Origin of the sequence: Streptomyces sp. NPDC021225, from assembly GCF_044332865.1 — a bacterium.
Lineage (GTDB): Bacteria > Actinomycetota > Actinomycetes > Streptomycetales > Streptomycetaceae > Streptomyces.
On the sequence record NZ_JBIRPV010000002.1, the window covers coordinates 884,661 to 899,194 of the forward strand.

Consider the following 14,534-nt stretch of genomic DNA (forward strand, 5'->3'; position numbering starts at 1 on the left):
GGCGCGATCATTCCTCGATCCCTCGCCCGCTGGCGGTGGACACGTCGATCTGGCCGGTGACGGCGGCGGTGATCAGGGCTTGGCGCCGTTCGGCGAGGAGGCTCAACTGTCGGTTCAAGGCCGACAGCAACGTGTCCGTGTGTTGCTGGTGCGCTCCCACACATCGGGCGAGATTCTGCCGTTTCGCTAGGCCGTCAGGGAGCCAGACGGTGAAGTGTGCGAGATCGGACATGTTCAAGGCAGGCTGAGCTGCAGAACCACTTGTAGCAACCTCAGCCTGCTGCCGGAAGCCTCTGCTTCGAACCCAAGAAGCAATCAACTCTGGTTCCAGCTCCGGGACGAGTTGAACTCGAGCGACAGCGCGACTTACGTTGAACCCATCGACGCCGTTAGGAGCTACATCACACCTCCCGATGGTGGCACCTACCACGGTGATGAGTAGGTCGCCAGGCGAGATGCGAGTGCGCCGATACTCATGGGCTTGTTCCTCCTCGATCCTTGGCAACCTGTCGAGGTCTTGGTCAAGTCGCCCGAGGTCGCTGACGCGGATGAGCGGAATGCCATTGCTTGAGAATTTTGGCACCAGCACCCCGTAGCAAGGGTTTGATCTCATTAGGTGCCTGAATCGGTACTCGCGGTGCCTATTGGAACCGGAGAAGAGCTCGGTGAGAACTACATCTGAGCGCTCAAGAACCAACTCGGACTGTCTGCGTCGCAGGGCTACTAGGCGGTCGATGCGGGAGGTCCCGGCGTCCAGGAAGTCGGCGATGCGGCGCTGCTCCTCCAATGGTGGCAGCGGGACAGGCAAGCGATTGATGTCCCACTGGAAAAGATGCGGAACCCCCATGCCGCCCTTGAGCATATTGATGGTTTCCTGTGTCGTCCGGCTCGCTAGGACATACCGAAGGTAGGACGGCTCAATCCCGGTCGATCGGATGACGGCAATCGAGCCGTTCACGGTCGCCGGACGAGGGAGATCCCGGATTATATTGACGATTCCAAGAGTGTTGCCGTCTTTAGCGAGCAGTACGTCCCCTGGCCTCAACTTCAGTTCCGGGGACTCTTCGTAGCGGAATTCAGAAATGTAATTTACGTTGAAGAAGTCAATCTCGCGCCCCTTGATATTGGGAGTTGACAGAAACGCGTATCCTTCTGGCTGATACTCGGCTGCAGTGAGAGCCTTCCAGCCAATTCGCGCGTTGACCGTAGCAACCCGGTCCACCCGAGTCCTGCTCCATCCAGCAGGTAGCGACTGGAGGTCGACAGTCACTCTGTCACCTCCCCAAGCAGCGCCTGAATCTCGGCCTCAAGCGCCTTCAGCTCCCCGTCGATCTCTGCCAACGGCCGCGGCGGCTTGTACACGTAGAAATGCCGCGTGAATGGAATCTCGTACCCGATCTTCGTCTTGCTGTGGTCGATCCACGCATCCGGGACATGCGGCAGGACCTCGCGGCGCAGGTATTCCTCCACGTCCTCCGCAAGCGGGACGTTCTCGTAGTCGCGCAGCTCCGGGTCCGGTTCCGGCTCGCCCTTGACGAGCTGGACCTCGCCCTCCGGGTCGCGGACGCCGACTGCTTCCCGCAGCGCCTTACCGAACGGCGCACCCGTCGGCCACAACAGGCCAGCCGCGACGACCGCGTCCTTCAGGTCGATCCACGCGTCGGACTTCGTCGTCCAGGACTTCCCGACCAGCGGGCGCAGCGCCGCCACGAACTCCTCGACGTCCGTGGCCCGTGTGATCGGCTTCGACGCGGTGATCGCCGCCAGCGTCTCCTCCGTCACCTCGAACCGCAGCTTCAACGGCCGCTCGACGGTGATCCGGCGATACCCGAAGTCCTCGTTGCGGAAGACCTTGATCTTCCCGGCCCGGTCGGCCAGGTCGTGGCCGCCGCCCTTCTCCGCCGCGTTGAGGACCGCCAGCGCCTCCGTGTACAGCCGCGTGATCTCGGAGATGTGCTGCTCGCCCAGTTCCTTGCGCTTGTCGCCGAGGGACTTCCGCATCTTGCGCCAGTAGTCACGCGCGTCCAGCAGGACGACTTTGCCGCGCCTGTCTCTGGCCTTGCGGTTGCTGAGCACCCAGAAGTACGTGGAGATGCCGGTGTTGTAGAAGAGCTGGTCGGGCAGGGCGACGATGCCCTCCAGCCAGTCGTTCTCCAGGATCCACTGCCGGATCTTGGACTCGCCCGACTCAGCTGCCCCCGTGAATAGCGGGGAGCCGTTGAAGACGATCGCGATCCGGCTGCCGCCTGACCCCGACGCGTCCACCGGCTTCATCTTCGAGATCATGTGCTGGAGGAAGAGCAGCGAGCCGTCGTTGATGCGCGGCAGGCCGGCCCCGAATCGCCCGCTCTCACCGAGGCGTTCGTGCTCCTCCTCGACCGCGTCCTTGACCTTCTTCCACTCCACGCCGAACGGCGGGTTGGCCAGCAGGTAGTCGAAGGTGGCGCCGGTGTGGCCGTCGTCGCTGAACGAGTTGCCGTACTTGATGTTCTCTGGGTCCTGACCCTTGATCATCATGTCCGACCGGCAGATGGCCCAGGACTCGGGGTTGAGTTCCTGGCCGAAGACCTTGACCGTGGCATCCCGGTTGTAAGCGGTGATGTGCTCCTCGGCCGCGCTGAGCATGCCGCCGGTACCGCAGGCCGGGTCCATGACCGTGCGGACGGTGCCCGGCAGGGCCAGCGCGTCGCTGTCCGGTGCGACGAGCAGGTTGACCATCAGCCGGATGACTTCCCGCGGCGTGAAGTGCTCACCGGCCGTCTCGTTGGACTGCTCGGCGAAGCGCCGGATCAGCTCCTCGAAGACATAGCCCATCTGGTGGTTGGAGACGATCTCGACCGGCTTGCCGTCCTCGTCGAGTACGACATTGCCGTCGGCGTCCCTCTTCACCGGCCGCAGGTCGAGGTCGGCGAACCGTCCGACCACCTGGTACAGCAGGTCCGCCGCCTCCAGCCGCTTGATCTGCTGGGCGAACTCGTATCGCTCCAGGACTTCCCGGGCGTTGGGGGAGAAGGCGCCGTAGTACTCGTTGAGGTACTTCGCCGCGTGTGAGGCGTCGCCCGCGATGGCCTTCAGCGTGTAGGTGCTGGTGTTGTAGAAGCTGTGGCCGGACGCCTTGCGCAGGAAGCGGTCAGGGTTGATGTCCTGATTCTCGTAGCGGTCGGCGACCTCCAGGACCTTGTCCTTGGTCGGAGCGAGGACACACTCCAGGCGCCGCAGCACGGTGAACGGCAGGATCACCTTGCCGTAGTCGGACTGCTTGTAGTCGCCGCGCAGGAGGTCCGCGACCGACCACGCATGGTTCGCCAGTTGCGTGTGCTTACTGCTGTTCAACGGAGTCCTTCCGGTGTTCGCCGTCCCTGTGGGACAGAGACGTCAAGTCTGGTCGTTCGCGGTGCCGGGCCGCACGTTTCACGCCGATCCGTGACCGTCCGGCAACAGCGCGCCGCCGGTGAGTCCGGTGCTGAGGAGACGTGTGACGTCCTCGGCGGCCTGGTCGGCACGGCGGGCGGCGGTGCGCAGTTCGTGCAGGCGGCGGAAGGCGGCGCCGTAGCGCTGCTGTTCGGCGAGCGGGAGCAGGGGAACGCGCAGGCGTCGCGGGTCCACCCGGACGAGGGATGAGCCGGTGGCGGCGGCGTTGACGTTCTGCTCCGCCGCGAGGAACCCGGCCAAGAACCATGGGTCGAGCCGACGCCGATCCGGGCGGAACAGCAGCAGGTGGGTTCCGAGGAAGCAGCCTGCCTCGCCAGGCTCGACGACCCGGGCCACGGCCGTGCGTCCCACGCGGAGGATCTCCGTGAGCAGCACGTCACTTCCCTGGATCAAGGGGACGGCGACGCCGGTGGGAAGGTCCGCATCCGTTCCGGAGGCGGACCGGTTCTCGAAGACGTCGGCAGCCGTGAGCGCTGGCCATGCGACGGGTTCTGCTTCGGGCCGAGGCTGCGATTGGCCGCTACGGGTCCGGCGGCCCGGGGGCGCCGTGTGGAGCAGACTGAGAGCGCCGCCACGCAGAAGGTCCGCGACCGTTGCGGTGCGCCAGTCGCGGGGCCGGTCGTCGGCCGGCGGCCAGTCGCCGCCAGTACTGAGGCCGACCAGGTCTGTTGCCGCTTGACGTAGTTGGTCGTACCGCTCCGATGCCCGCCGGGCCAGCAGGGCGGGGCGGAGTGCTTGCCGGGAAGCCGTCCGGATGTGGCGGGCCGGGGTCAGGTCCACGGCCTCGTCCAGGAGGTCGGTGACCGGCATGGCGGCGGCGATGCCTGGGGCTCCCGTGAAGTCGCCCTGATCGGCGAGGTATGCCCGCCATGCCGAGAGCACGGTGTCGTTGACGGCGGACCAGTCAAGATCTCGGTTCTCGGCGGCGGCATCGACCAGCAGGACGGTCCCCGGGGCTTCAGTTTGTGGCTCGGGGCGCTCGAGCACCCATAGGTGCAGGCCGATGTGGAGCGGGGTGGCCGCGCCCTGGGGAAGCGCGACGACCGCGCGGAGGGCTCCGTCCCGTACGAGCTGAGCCCGGATGCGCCGGCCGGCGGTGCGCTCCGCGACGGCGGGCGGCATGAGCAGTACGGCCCGGCCGCCGGGGGTGAGGTGGGCCAGGCAGTGCTGGACCCAGGCGAGCTCGGGCTCGCCCTTGGGCGGCACGCCGTAGGCCCAGCGCTGGTCGTACGCCAGCTCGTCGTGCCCCCAGTCACGGACCCCGTAGGGGGGATTGCACAGGACGGCGTCCGCGGTGAGGAACTTGAAGGCATCGGAGCGCAGGCTGTCCCCCGTACGTACGGAGATCGCCGCCTCGGCGGCGTTCAGCCGGAGCCGCACGGCGGCCTGTGCGGCCTGGGCGACCAGCACGTCTTGGCCGTACAGTGCGGTCGCGCCGGCGGATGCCGCAGCGGCGAGCAGCGATCCGGTACCGCACGCGGGGTCGAGAACGCTCGCGGGGAAAGCACCCGCGCTGTCGGTCAGGAGCCGGGCCATGAGGTCGGCCAAGGGGCGCGGCGTGCGGTAGGTGCCGGTGCCCCCCGCGTCCTCCAGCAGACGTTCGGCCAGGACGTCCGACGCAGCCTCGGCGCCATCCGCGATGACGGACTGCAACAAGGCCCTCACCGGCCCGGTCGCCTCGGGAGCGTATGCGGCGTCCTCGGCTCCCGGGATGTCCTGGGCTCCGTCGTCCACAGCTGACCGGACCCATCGCAGTAGTGCGTCGTCACGCAGTTCGGAACGGGCTTCGCGCTCTCTCCGGTCCAGTTGGGCAGTCGCGAGCACCACAGGGAGCAGGTGCAGGGCCAGTTCGCTGTCGCCGGGGTGGGTGCGCAGCGCGGTGCGCAGCCGGTCCGCCGGGGTGTCCTCGGGGAGTTGGCCACGGGCGGAGAGCCAGGCGCGTACGGCGTCGAGGTCGTAGGTCGGGCTGGTGTCCGTGCCACCCGCAGGGGCCGGGAAGTCCGGATGCCGACGACGCCAGTTGCTCACTGTGGCGCGGGTGACTCCGGCCAGCCGCGAGATGTCGGCGGCGGTCACGTGGGCACTGGCCTGCTGGTTCATGGGCTCCTGCCGGGTGACGTGGGGCGGGCGTGCTGGACAGCTTCACTCTATACCGACACTCAACCGCCGTGAAGTATTTGACAGTGCTTTCGGTTGTCGCTCTACTGGTCATGCTTTCACTCGGCTTCCCGGCTTCCCCGGGTCTCCCGGGCTTCCCCCTGCCCACCACACGTCGATTTGAATGGAGCGGCACCATGGCCACCAGCACTTCCGGGACGTCCAAGCGCACCCTGTATCGGCTCACGGGTGTCGCTCCCACGGTCGACGCGATGTTCGGCGTCCTCGACCCCACCCGACTTGACGCCGTCGGTGCGGAACTGGACTTCCCGGGGGAGTGGTTGGGCGTTCCGGCGCTGCTGGTCACCGGCAGCTTCGCGCAGCCGGTGGCGAGCTGGTGCGGCGAGATCAACCGCACGACCGGGTGCGAGGTGTCGCGGCCGGTGAACCGGTCGGCCGGGCTGCTGATGCTCGCGGTTGACGGCGAGGTGTACGCCATCGGCTACGACCAGGGCTTCCGCCTGGTGCCCGACCGGGTCAAGGACCGGCGGTTCGGACTGAGTTTCGTGATCCGCAGGGTGGACCCCGCCCAGATCCGGGACCTGGTCTCCCATACGCCGGGCGGCGGCCGGACCGACATCACCCTTGTGCCCGGCGGCGCTCCGGTCTGGAGCCTGGGTGTCCAGGAGCACGCGCAGATCGTGCGGCGGCTGGGCGGCCGACTGGACGGGATCGAGCTCACGATCGCTCAGGACAACCGTACGAAGATCTCCAGCGTCGAGGGTGGTACCGGGCTGCGGATGCGCCTCGGTATCGACGCCGCGGACCTGGTCGCGGACATCCGGGCCATCGCCCGTGTCCTTCGGGACGAGGCCCCGGCTCCGGAACTGGAGTTCGTCGAGCACATCGTCCCGGTCAAGGGCGCCGACCTCGCCACTCGGCTGGAGGAGCGGCTCGACGGCATGCTGGGCGAGGTGCCGGACGGACGTATCGCAGTCGCCGTCCCGTCCGATCGCTGGGACGACTACGGCACCGCCCAGGCGTTCGCCACCAAGGTGCACAGCCCGGAGGCGCGCCTCACCGACGACTTCAGCTTGGATTACGTCCTGAACCGGGCCCGCGTGCAGAGGGCGGGAACGCGCTTTGCCGCGCTCCGGGACGGCACCGTCACCCTCTACGCGCACACCCGGGCGGAGAAGGGTGACGTCATCTGGACGTCGAGCGTGCTGCGGTGGATCGAGGCGGAGGTGGTGCTCGGTGCTCGCCGGTTCTTCCTGTTGGACGGGCAGTGGTATGAGATCGGTGAGGCGTACCTGGAGGCGATCCGTTCGCAGGTGGAGCGGCTCATCACCGACACGCCCTCGGTCGACCTTCCGGCCTGGGTGCTCGGGGACAAGGAGCGGGACTACAACGAGTCGGTGCCCGACCTGCGGCCCGGGTACGTCTGCTTCGACCGTGACAACGTCCGGACCGCGCTGCACCGGGGCAACGGCGTGGAGATCTGTGACCTGCTGAGCCCGGACGACGTCCTGGTCATGGTGAAGCGGGCCAAGGGCTCCGACGCGCTGAGCCATCTGTTCGGCCAGGCCGTCGTCGCCGTACAGACCCTGTTGCACTCGCCGGAGGCCGGGGACGGATTTGCCCGGAAGGTGGCTGCGGCCCGGCCTGGCCGGCCTCTGACGGAAGGTTTCCGGCCGTCGAGGGTCGTCTTCGCGATCCTGCTGAAGGACGGCGCTGACCTCACCGCCGACACGCTGTTCCCGTTCTCGCAGGTCACCCTCGTGCAGACGGCCAAGATCCTTGAGGCCTGGGGCGTCGAAGTCGAGGTCATCGGGATCCAGGCCACGGCGGTGCCTCCGAGCGGGGCGGGAATCCGCCACCTGGCCGCGTAGCGGGTGCCTCAAACACATCTAAGGAGGATGAATCAGAGGCAGGCGACACCGAGTGATGAAACGGCTGTGACGACCATCGGCTGACGCGAACCCCGGAGTGATCCGGGGCTTTCGTCGTGTTGAGGCGGCGATCCCTGAACTTTTCAGATGGGGCCGGAAAAGCCCGTTGCTGGGCTTAGGCTGGCCTGCGGATCATGTCTTGTGTGTCGGACTGGAGTGATCTCATAGGCCAAGCGTTCAGCGCCTTACTGGGGACTGTCCTCGGTGGTGCGATCACGGTATTCGTCGCGCGCTGGCAGACTGTCAAAACGATCAACGCGCAAACCCGACTAGCAGCTGATCAACATGTGGCCAGTGTTCAACTGGCGCGCGTTGAGAGGGAGCGGGAGAACTCGGCAGTCGCCGCCAAGCAGCTTCTTGAACGCTTGGCCGACCTCTATGCCTGGTTGCCCTCACTGCCAGATGTCTCCCTTGAGAACCCCAGTCTGAGTGAACATGCGCGGGTGCGTTGTGCCGAGGCGATGGAGTCCGTCCGCCGTGGGATGTTCACCGAACTCTTTTCGATCACGGACGCCGAGATGCGTGAGCGGTACCGAGCGTTGGTACGCCTCGTCTACGACACGGGGTGGCGTGGGGCAGGAGGCCAACGCCCTGATCGGCTTGTCCGAGATGTCCGCAATTACCTGCGCTACGTGCAGATGTCTCTGGGGTCCGTCATCGACGGCAAGCCGCTGCCTGTCCACGAGGAGCCCCCAGCCCTCGACCGAGACTCACCTGGTGTCTGGTCGCCATCCAGCTCTTCGGCGATCTGGAACGACCCTGCCGACAACAGTTGAAGACGGACTCAGCATTAGACCCCGCATCCAGCGTCTTGGCTGGTGGCGGGGTCTTCTGGCACTTCGAGTGAAGTGCCCCCGGCAGGATTCGAACCTGCGCACACGGCTCCGGAGGCCGTTGCTCTATCCCCTGAGCTACGGGGGCGGCGTCGCTGTTGTTTGCGGCGACGGGTAGAACCCTACCAGCTTGCTCAGGGTGGTCATGAACGCTTTTCGAGGGTGGGCGGAGGGGGCGGTCGGCAGGGGTCTGGACCGCGAGCGGAGGGGGGTATACCGCATTCTGGGGCCTGGCGGTGGCGTCTTGAGGAAAGGTCCCCCGCACGTGGCGGAAGTGGGCAAAACCCGGACGCAGCGCTGGGTGCGCGCCTACCCTTCGAGATGTGCCTGGCTTGTCCGGCCGGGTCCTTGTCGTCGACGACAACAAGGTCATCCGGCAGCTGATCAGGGTCAACCTCGAGCTTGAGGGCTTCGAGGTCGTGACCGCGGCCGATGGTGCCGAGTGCCTGGAGATCGTTCACCAGGTGAGGCCCGATGTGATCACTCTCGATGTCGTGATGCCCAGACTGGATGGGCTTCATACGGCATCCCGGTTACGTGCCGATGCGCGTACGTGTCATGTGCCCGTCGCGATCATCAGCGCGTGTACGCAGTACGAAGTGGATAGCGGCAGGGCCGCGGGGGTGGATGCGTTCCTTGCGAAACCCTTTGAGCCCGCCGCGCTGGTGAAGCTCGTGCGACGGCTGATGGCCCGGGGCGCCGCTGCGGCGGCGCCCGGGGATGCGGAGCCCGTTGTGGGGCCCACGGGCTGAGTCCGTGGGCCTGGGTGCGGGGCCGGGGCGGGCTGTCCTCTGTCCCGGTTCCCGCGCCCGGTCCCCGCGTCCGGTTGTCGGGCTGGGCTGGGTGTTCGCCGTCCGAGGGGCGAAACCCATTCGCGGGGTCGCCCCCCTCCTCCCATACGCTTGTGCCGTGACACCCGCCCAGCTCTCCCGCACCGTGCTACAGACCGTGCGTCGCGCCGTCGAGGCCGACGAGCTGCGGGTGGCTGTGCTGCCGGAGCGGGTGAAGGTGCAGACTCCGCCGCGGGCGGGGTGTGGGGATTACGCGACTAATGTGGCGCTCCAGCTTGCAAAGCTCGTAAAGGGGGATGGCGGGCCCTCGGCCGCCCTGCGGGTGGCCGAGGTGTTGCGGCGGCGGCTGGTGCGTACGCCCGGGATTGCCCGGGTGGAGATCGCCGGGCCCGGGTTTTTGAACATCACCGTCGATCCCGGCGGGCATGCCGCGCTCGTGCGCGGTGTGCTGGAGCGCGGGGAGGCCTACGGGCACTCGGACGCCCTCGCCGGTACGCGGGTGACGCTTGCGCCTGCGCGGGAGGTACGTGGGGCGCTGGTCGGGGTCGTCGTGGGGCGGCTCGTGGACGTTTGTGGGGGAGAGGGCGAGGTCGCTGACGGGGGTGAGGTGCTCGGCGTGCGGCCGGTCGAGGTCGACGCTGAGGAGCTGCTCGGGCGGCTCGGGAGCGACGGCGCCCGTTGGGCGCTGCTACGGCCTGCCGCGCACGATCTGCCCGACCTCGATCCCGGTCGGCTCCTCGCCCAGCGGGAGAGCAACGCCTTGTTCCGGGTGCGGTACGCCCATGCCCGGGTTCGGGGCCTCCTCAGGAACGGGCATCAGCTCGGGGTTCACAGCAGCCCCGACGCTGCGTACGGCCATCCCGCCGAGGTCGCGTTGATCTCCCTCCTCGGCGACTACCCCCGCCTCCTCGAATCCGCCGCCCGCCACCGCGCCCCCGACCGCCTCGCCCGGCACCTGGAAGCCACCGCCGACGCGTTCTTCCGCTTCCACGACGCGTGCCCGCCCCTCCCGCGCGGCGAGCAGAAACCCTCGGCCGCCCACCGCTCCCGGCTGGCCCTTGCCGAGGCCGCCGGGGCGGTGCTGGCCGGCGGCCTGCATCTGCTCGGCATCAGCGCACCGGAACATCTGTGAGACACCTGAGAGAGACGCCATGAGCCGTTCCGCACACCCCGCCGGGCCCCGCTACGCCGATGTGCTGCCCGAGGGGCACTACGCCGCACCGCCCACCGATCTCAACGCCCTGGACCCGCGCGTATGGGCCCGTACGGTCGACCGTGACGCCGACGGGGTGGTCACCGTCGGCGGGGTGGACGTGAAGACGCTGGCCGAGGAGTTCGGGACGCCCGGGTACTTCCTCGACGAGACCGACTTCCGGGCCCGCTGCCGGGCCTGGCGGGAGGCGTTCGGGGAGGACGCCGATGTGTTCTACGCCGGGAAGGCCTTCCTGTGCCGCGCCGTGGTGCGCTGGCTCAACGAGGAGGGGCTGAACCTCGACGTGTGCTCCGCCGGGGAGCTGGCGACCGCGCTGGGCGCCGGGATGCCGGCCGAGCGGATCGCCCTGCACGGGAACAACAAGAGCGAGGCGGAGATCCGCCGGGCCGTCGAGGCCGGGGTGGGGCGGATTGTGCTCGACTCGTTCCAGGAGATCGTGCGCGTCGCGCACATCGCGGAGCGGCTCGGCAAGCGGCAGCGGGTGCAGATCCGGGTGACGGTCGGGGTTGAGGCGCACACCCATGAGTTCATCGCTACCGCCCACGAGGATCAGAAGTTCGGCATTCCGCTGGCCGGCGGGCTGGCCGCGGAGGCCGTGCGGCGGGCGCTGAAGCTCGACGGGCTCGAGCTCATCGGCGTCCACTCGCACATCGGGTCGCAGATCTTCGACACCTCGGGCTTCGAGGTGGCCGCCCACCGCGTGGTGGGGCTGCTCAAGGAGGTCCGGGACGAGCACGGCGTCGAGCTGCCCGAGATCGACCTCGGTGGCGGCCTCGGCATCGCGTACACCTCCGAGGACGACCCCCGCGAGCCGTACGAGATCGCCAAGGCGCTCCGCGACATCGTCCACCGCGAGTGCGAGTCCGCCGGTCTCGCGGTGCCGCGGCTGTCGGTGGAGCCGGGGCGGGCCATCGCCGGGCCGACCGCGTTCACGCTGTACGAGGTGGGGACGGTCAAGGAGCTGCCGGCGCTGCGGACCTACGTCAGCGTCGACGGCGGGATGTCCGACAACATCCGTACCGCGCTGTACGACGCCGAGTACTCGGTGGCGCTGGTCTCCCGTACGTCCACCGCCGAGCCGATGCTCTCGCGCGTGGTCGGCAAGCACTGCGAGTCCGGCGACATCGTCGTACGGGACGCCTTCCTGCCCGCCGACCTGGCGCCCGGGGACCTGATCGCCGTCCCCGCCACCGGCGCGTACTGCCGCTCCATGGCGAGCAACTACAACCACGCGCTCCGCCCGCCCGTCGTCGCCGTGAAGGACGGGCAGGCGCGCGAGATCGTCCGGCGCGAGACGGAGGAAGATCTCCTGCGGCTCGATGTCGGTTAGCCGAGCAAGCCGAGTAGTAGCTGGCTCGGCTGGCGAGAAACAAATCTCGGATACTGGACCAGGGGTAGAAAGTCCCGTCCAGTGAGTGAGACTGGTGCACCACCTAGATGGATGAGAAGCGAGGTCGGATGATGCGTACGCGTCCGCTGAAAGTGGCGCTGCTGGGCTGTGGAGTGGTCGGCTCAGAGGTGGCGCGCATCATGACGACGCACGCGGCGGACCTCACGGCGCGCATCGGCGCCCCGGTCGAGCTGGCCGGGATCGCCGTGCGCCGCCCCAACCGGGTGCGGGACGGGGTGCCGGCCGAGCTGATCACCACCGACGCCACCGCGCTGGTCAAACGTGGCGACATCGACGTCGTGGTTGAGGTCATCGGCGGCATCGAGCCCGCCCGTACCCTCATCACCACCGCCTTCGAGCACGGCGCCAGCGTGGTGTCCGCGAACAAGGCGCTGGTCGCCCAGGACGGCGCGGCGCTGCACGCGGCCGCGCAGGAGCGCGGCGCCGACCTGTACTACGAGGCCGCCGTCGCGGGTGCGATCCCGCTGGTGCGGCCGCTGCGCGAGTCCCTGGCCGGGGACAAGGTCAACCGGGTTCTCGGCATCGTCAACGGCACCACCAACTTCATCCTGGACCGGATGGACACCAGCGGCGCCGGATACAGCGAGGCCCTGGACGAGGCCACCGCGCTCGGGTACGCCGAGGCCGACCCGACCGCCGATGTGGAGGGCTTCGACGCCGCCGCGAAGGCCGCGATCCTGGCCGGGATCGCCTTCCACACCCGGGTCACCCTCGACGATGTGCACCGCGAGGGCATCACCGAGGTGACCGCCTCCGACATCGCCTCCGCCAAGCGCATGGGCTGCACGGTCAAGCTGCTGGCCATCTGCGAGCGCGCCGAGGACGGCCAGTCGGTCACCGCGCGGGTGCACCCGGCCATGATCCCGCTGAGCCACCCCCTCGCCTCCGTCCGCGAGGCGTACAACGCGGTGTTCGTCGAGGCCGAGGCCGCCGGCCGGCTGATGTTCTACGGGCCCGGGGCCGGCGGCTCGCCGACCGCCTCGGCCGTCCTCGGCGATCTGGTCGCCGCCTGCCGGAACAAGCTGGCCCAGTCCACCGGACCCGGCGAGTCCGCATACACCCGGCTCCCCGTCAGCCCCATGGGCGACGTGATCACGCGCTACCACATCAGCCTGGACGTCGCCGATAAACCAGGAGTTCTCGCGTCGGTCGCCACGGTTTTCGCCGAGCACGGCGTATCCATCGATACCGTCCGCCAGCAGGGCAAGGACGGTGAGGCGTCCCTCGTCGTGGTCACCCACCGGGCGAGCGACGCGGCCCTGACGGCCACCGTCGAGGCGCTGCGCAGGCTGGACACCGTCCGTGATGTCGCCAGCATCATGCGGGTTGAGGGCGAGTAGAGGGTGAGTAGGGGAGTAAAGGAAGATCATGAACACAATCGCTGACGCCGGGCCCGCGATGTCCGGCACCCGCCGGTGGCACGGCTGGCGGGGCATCATCGAGGAGTACCGCGACCGGCTGCCGGTCAGCGAGACGACCCCCGTCGTCACCCTGCGTGAGGGCGGCACCCCGCTCGTCCCCGCCCAGGTGCTCTCCGAGCGCACCGGCTGTGAGGTGCACCTCAAGGTCGAGGGAGCCAACCCCACCGGGTCCTTCAAGGACCGCGGCATGACCATGGCCATCAGCATGGCCAAGGAGGCGGGCGCCGAGGCCGTCATCTGCGCCTCCACCGGCAACACCTCGGCCTCCGCGGCCGCCTACGCGGTGCGCGCCGGGATGGTCTGCGCCGTCCTCGTCCCGCAGGGCAAGATCGCGCTGGGCAAGATGGGCCAGGCCCTGGTCCACGGCTCCAAGATCCTCCAGGTCGACGGCAACTTCGACGACTGCCTGGAGCTGGCCCGCTCGCTGTCCGAGAAGTACCCGGTGGCGCTGGTCAATTCGGTCAACCCGGCCCGTATCGAAGGGCAGAAGACCGCGTCCTTCGAGATCGTCGACATGCTCGGCGACGCGCCCGACATCCATGTGCTGCCGGTCGGCAACGCGGGCAACATCACGGCCTACTGGAAGGGCTACAAGGAGTACGCGACGGACGGCCCGTTCGGCGCGCTCGCCTCCCGTACGCCCCGGATGTGGGGGTTCCAGGCCTCCGGCTCGGCGCCCATCGTGCGCGGTGAGCCGGTCAGGAACCCGAGCACCATCGCCACCGCGATCCGCATCGGCAACCCCGCCTCGTGGGCCTTCGCCGAGCAGGCGCGCGACGAGTCGGGCGGCCTCATCGACGAGGTGACCGACCGTCAAATCCTCGCCGCCTACCGGCTGCTCGCCGCCCAGGAGGGCGTTTTCGTCGAGCCGGCCTCCGCCGCGAGCGTCGCGGGTCTGCTCAAGGCCGCCGAGCAGGGTCTGGTCGACCCCGGCCAGCGCATCGTGTGCACGGTGACCGGCAACGGCCTCAAGGACCCGGACTGGGCGGTGGCGGGTGCCCCGCAGCCGGTCACGGTGCCGGTGGACGCGGACGCGGCGGCCGAGCGGCTCGGGCTGGCCTGATCCGGCCGTTACGCGGTCGCAGGTCGCAGGTCGCAGGTCGCAGGTCGCCAGGGGCCGGTCGGGTCGATCTCCGGTTCCAGGGGCCCTGGTTCATGTGGCGCCGGTGGGCCGGGCGGAGCTGTCCGCCCGGCCCACCGGCGCCGAGCCTCAAGATCCACTAGAGTGCGGGCGGAGAAGTACGGGAGCGAGGAGGGCGCGCGGAGCGCTCCAGTAGAGTGGTCGCGGACGACGAGAGGGAGCGCGACACGCACCGTGCGCCTCCCGTGCGCCCTATGTCGCCACAGAACCTTCCTTCGATAGGCTGTACTGAATCCGCCCCGA

At 68.6% G+C, this 14,534-nt stretch carries 10 protein-coding genes and 1 tRNA gene; 7 read left to right on the plus strand and 4 right to left on the minus strand.

Going from position 1 to position 14,534, the window contains the following annotated elements; genetic code table 11:
• Window positions 1-7 precede the first annotated feature (7 nt).
• The 3 genes from ACH4S9_RS12190 to ACH4S9_RS12200 form a co-directional block, all read right to left on the minus strand.
• A complete protein-coding gene (locus tag ACH4S9_RS12190) occupies window positions 8-1,270 on the minus strand; it encodes a restriction endonuclease subunit S (protein WP_398371465.1) in 1,263 nt (420 codons plus the stop codon).
• A complete protein-coding gene (locus tag ACH4S9_RS12195) occupies window positions 1,267-3,333 on the minus strand; it encodes an N-6 DNA methylase (protein WP_398371467.1) in 2,067 nt (688 codons plus the stop codon). The genes ACH4S9_RS12190 and ACH4S9_RS12195 overlap by 4 nt, the downstream gene beginning before the upstream one ends.
• Before the next feature lie 78 nt (window positions 3,334-3,411).
• Window positions 3,412-5,532, minus strand: coding sequence for an N-6 DNA methylase (locus ACH4S9_RS12200; RefSeq protein ID WP_398371469.1), 2,121 nt, complete (start codon window positions 5,530-5,532; stop codon window positions 3,412-3,414).
• 194 nt (window positions 5,533-5,726) lie between these two features.
• Between ACH4S9_RS12200 and ACH4S9_RS12205 the strand changes: the two genes are divergently transcribed.
• Both ACH4S9_RS12205 and ACH4S9_RS12210 read left to right on the plus strand, forming a co-directional pair.
• Window positions 5,727-7,421, plus strand: coding sequence for a TIGR04141 family sporadically distributed protein (locus ACH4S9_RS12205; protein WP_398371471.1), 1,695 nt, complete (start codon window positions 5,727-5,729; stop codon window positions 7,419-7,421).
• Window positions 7,422-7,624: 203 nt separating this feature from the next.
• Entirely contained in the window at window positions 7,625-8,257 is a 633-nt protein-coding gene (locus ACH4S9_RS12210; RefSeq protein ID WP_398371473.1) for a hypothetical protein, read from the plus strand.
• A gap of 73 nt (window positions 8,258-8,330) precedes the next feature.
• On the opposite strand, the gene ACH4S9_RS12215 is transcribed toward ACH4S9_RS12210, so the two are convergent.
• A tRNA-Arg gene (locus ACH4S9_RS12215) sits at window positions 8,331-8,402 on the minus strand.
• A 235-nt stretch (window positions 8,403-8,637) separates the two neighbouring features.
• Between ACH4S9_RS12215 and ACH4S9_RS12220 the strand changes: the two genes are divergently transcribed.
• From ACH4S9_RS12220 to thrC, 5 genes are all read left to right on the plus strand, one after another.
• The gene (locus ACH4S9_RS12220; RefSeq protein ID WP_311727852.1) at window positions 8,638-9,066 is read left to right on the plus strand and encodes a response regulator; all 429 of its coding nucleotides are present in this window, start codon (window positions 8,638-8,640) and stop codon (window positions 9,064-9,066) included.
• Window positions 9,067-9,223: 157 nt separating this feature from the next.
• Entirely contained in the window at window positions 9,224-10,237 is a 1,014-nt protein-coding gene (nrtL, locus tag ACH4S9_RS12225; protein ID WP_398371476.1) for an ArgS-related anticodon-binding protein NrtL, read from the plus strand.
• A 19-nt stretch (window positions 10,238-10,256) separates the two neighbouring features.
• Entirely contained in the window at window positions 10,257-11,648 is a 1,392-nt protein-coding gene (lysA, locus tag ACH4S9_RS12230; protein WP_311727854.1) for a diaminopimelate decarboxylase, read from the plus strand.
• 128 nt (window positions 11,649-11,776) lie between these two features.
• Window positions 11,777-13,069 (plus strand): homoserine dehydrogenase, encoded by a 1,293-nt coding sequence (locus ACH4S9_RS12235; RefSeq protein WP_311727855.1) that lies wholly within the window; start codon window positions 11,777-11,779, stop codon window positions 13,067-13,069.
• A 28-nt stretch (window positions 13,070-13,097) separates the two neighbouring features.
• Complete coding sequence (thrC, locus tag ACH4S9_RS12240) at window positions 13,098-14,213, plus strand: threonine synthase (RefSeq protein WP_398371479.1); 1,116 nt, start codon at window positions 13,098-13,100, stop codon at window positions 14,211-14,213.
• Window positions 14,214-14,534: the final 321 nt, after the last annotated feature.

Coding starts and splice junctions, on each gene's coding strand:
- ACH4S9_RS12200 (WP_398371469.1), bottom strand. CDS start 5,532: ATGAACCAGCAGGCCAGTGCCCACGTGACCGCCGCCGACATCTCGCGG.
- ACH4S9_RS12205 (WP_398371471.1), top strand. CDS start 5,727: ATGGCCACCAGCACTTCCGGGACGTCCAAGCGCACCCTGTATCGGCTC.
- lysA (WP_311727854.1), top strand. CDS start 10,257: ATGAGCCGTTCCGCACACCCCGCCGGGCCCCGCTACGCCGATGTGCTG.
- ACH4S9_RS12235 (WP_311727855.1), top strand. CDS start 11,777: ATGATGCGTACGCGTCCGCTGAAAGTGGCGCTGCTGGGCTGTGGAGTG.
- thrC (WP_398371479.1), top strand. CDS start 13,098: ATGAACACAATCGCTGACGCCGGGCCCGCGATGTCCGGCACCCGCCGG.